Below are 2528 nucleotides of genomic sequence, written 5' to 3'. Positions count from 1 at the left end.
GCCACCTGCTGCGGCAGGCCCTTGACGCCGGTGGCCTGGTCGCCCGCCAGGTCGGGGAGCACGTTGGCGAAGTGCGCGCCGAGGCCGACCAGCGCCGCCGCCGCCGTCACGGACCAGCGCGGCGCGGGATGACCAGGCAGCGTGCTCGCCGCGTACGCGGGAATCGGGCCGAACCCGGCCACGTACATGAGCCCGGACCAGGCCGTGGATTTGAGGCCAAGGTTGTACGCCCACGCGGCCCCGATGACCACGATCAGGATGAGCAGGGTAGGCACGCTGATGGCCAGCGCCATCGCGAGCCCGGCCAGTAGCGAGACGAAGGCCGCGATCCACACCGCCCGCACGCTGATCGCACCGGCGGCGATCGGCTTGTCCGTCCGGCCCGCCGCGGCGTCGCGGCGCGCGTCGCAGGCGTCGTTGGACCAGCCGACCGACAGCTGGCCCGCCAGCATGGCGGGCGCCGTCAGCACGGGGCCGATGCCGTGCGGCGCCGCCTCCGCCGCCAGCAGGGTCGCCATGGCCGTGATGGCGAGTGACGGACCCGGGTGGCTGGCAATGATCAGTGCCCGCACGCGGTTCATGGCAGAAACCCCCGGTCTGTCGGCTCGCAGCGCCTACCTTTGCAGTGTGAGGCTTGCATTGCGTGGTGCCAACCCGGCCGAATGGCTGGCCCTGCTCGCCGGCGTAGTGCCCAGCCCCGCCGCCGAGGCCTGGGGCGGCATGGGGCTGTCCGGGATCCTCGTCGCCGCCGTGCGCTCCGGGATCACGGCCCGGCTGGCGCAAAACCCCGCCACGGCGGCGGAGCTGGCCGCCGATCTTGACCTTGACCCGTTGCCCACCAGGCTGCTGCTCGACTGCCTGCGCTCGTCGGGCCACGTCACCGCCCGGGCCGGGCGCTACCAGCTCAGCCGCCGCTCCCGGCGCTGGCTCGACCCGGCGTCCGGACTGTCGGTCGCGGAATACGTCGCGGGAACCGCGGACTACTGGAACTGGTGGGCCGAACTCGGCGAAGTCACCCGCGGCCGCCGCCCCGCCGGGACCGCGTCGCACGGCGCGCCGCCAGACGACCCGTACTGGGAACGCTACATTCGCGGCCAGCGCGAGCTCGCCAGGCTGAGCGCCGCGGAGGTGGCCAGGAAGCTGCGGCTGCCGTCAGGCGCGCGGCAGCTGCTCGACATCGGCGGCGGCCACGGCCTGTACTCCGCGGCGCTGTGCCGCCGCCACCCGGGGCTGACCGCGACCGTGCTCGACCTGCCGGGCAGCGCGGCGGTCGGCCGCGAGATCGTCGCCGCGGCCGGGATGGCCGACCGGGTGCGGTTCAGGGACGGCGACGCGACCGGCGGTGACCTGGGCTCCGGTGACCTGGGCTCCGGTGACCTGGGTAGTGGCTACGACGCGGTGCTCTGCTTCAACCTCGTGCACCACCTGAGCCCGGACCAGATCCCCGCCCTGTTCGGCAAGGCCCGCGAGGCACTGGCGCCAGGCGGCACGCTGGCGGTGATGGACGCCTTCGCCGACCCGGCCCGCCGGGCCTCAGCGGCGGCGAACTTCCTCGGCCTGTTCGTCTACCTCAGCTCGGGCTCGCAGGTGCACACCCCCGCGCAGCTGCGCGGCTGGCTCCGCGAAGCAGGCTTCGGTGCCCCGCGCCGCGTCCGCGTGCTGCGCATCCCGGGGCTGTCCCTGTACGTAGTCAAGAAGCAGTTAGCCGGGCAGTGCTCCCCGTCCCGGAGGGTTCGGCTGGTCGTCCCCTGGCGGGCTGACCGGAACGGCCGCCAGCGGCTGCGGCTGCGGCTGCGGTCCCACCACGGCGTTCAGCACCTGCGAGTTGGGCACGGCCATGATGCTGGCGCCGGTGTCGAGCCGCACGTAGGTGATGCCGATCTCGGTGACCGTCCCGTCGATCTCGCCGCCGCCGCCGAGCGCTCCGGCCCGCAGCCGGATCGCGTCGCCGACCCGGAACGGGCGGGCGAGCAGCAGCACCATGCCGGCGAACACGTTGCTCAGCGCCTGCTGCGCGGCGATCCCGACGAACACGCTGGTCAGCGCCCCGCCGAGGATGAGCTGGCTGACCGGGACGTCAAACAGCACGAGCGTGACGACCAGCGTCGTGAACCCGCCGATCAGCAGCAGGAAGTACCTGACGACCGCGGCGTGCGCGGTGCCGACCCGCAGTTCGAGTACCGAGCGGGCCTTCCCGGAAAGCCCGTAGGTGGCCACGCTGGCGAATACGCAGAACGCCGCGGCGCAGCCCGCGGCGATGACCTGGTACTGGATGTTGCTGGACTGGAAATAATCGTGGAAGTAGCGATGGGCCCAGCTCGATACGGCCGCCGCGGCGATCGCGAGGATGAGCGCGATGATGGCCTTCCACGGCCGTGCCTTCTGTTTCACCTTGGCCACCTGGGCAGGCAGGTCGAGCTGCGGCCCGTCCTGCAGGTGCATTCTCCGGTCCTCCTCTCGCGCGCCGGGTACGGTCACGGCTGAGCGTAACCGTACCCGGCGGCGATTGCTGGGCGAAGGACCCGACT

At 72.7% G+C, this 2528-nt stretch carries 2 protein-coding genes and 1 pseudogene; 1 reads left to right on the top strand and 2 read right to left on the bottom strand.

The genetic code is table 11. The features are described from left to right. The coding region (locus WA805_RS25655; protein ID WP_425243624.1) for a UbiA family prenyltransferase at positions 1 to 572 on the bottom strand (572 nt) is incomplete at its 3' end. Here WA805_RS25655 and WA805_RS25650 point away from each other — a divergent pair. Then, positions 478 to 1623 (top strand): annotated as a pseudogene (locus tag WA805_RS25650) (SAM-dependent methyltransferase); the annotation flags it as partial. The gene WA805_RS25655 and the pseudogene WA805_RS25650 overlap by 95 nt on opposite strands. Positions 1624 to 1701: 78 nt before the next feature. Here WA805_RS25650 and WA805_RS25645 read toward each other — a convergent pair. Next, positions 1702 to 1983: a mechanosensitive ion channel domain-containing protein gene (locus tag WA805_RS25645; protein ID WP_422291149.1), complete on the bottom strand. Its 282-nt coding sequence runs from the start codon at positions 1981 to 1983 to the stop codon at positions 1702 to 1704. Between the last annotated feature and the right edge of the window lie 545 nt (positions 1984 to 2528).

The organism is Trebonia sp., assembly GCF_049794275.1.
Taxonomy (GTDB): domain Bacteria; phylum Actinomycetota; class Actinomycetes; order Streptosporangiales; family Streptosporangiaceae; genus Trebonia.
This window is presented reverse-complemented; position numbering and strand designations above follow the sequence as displayed.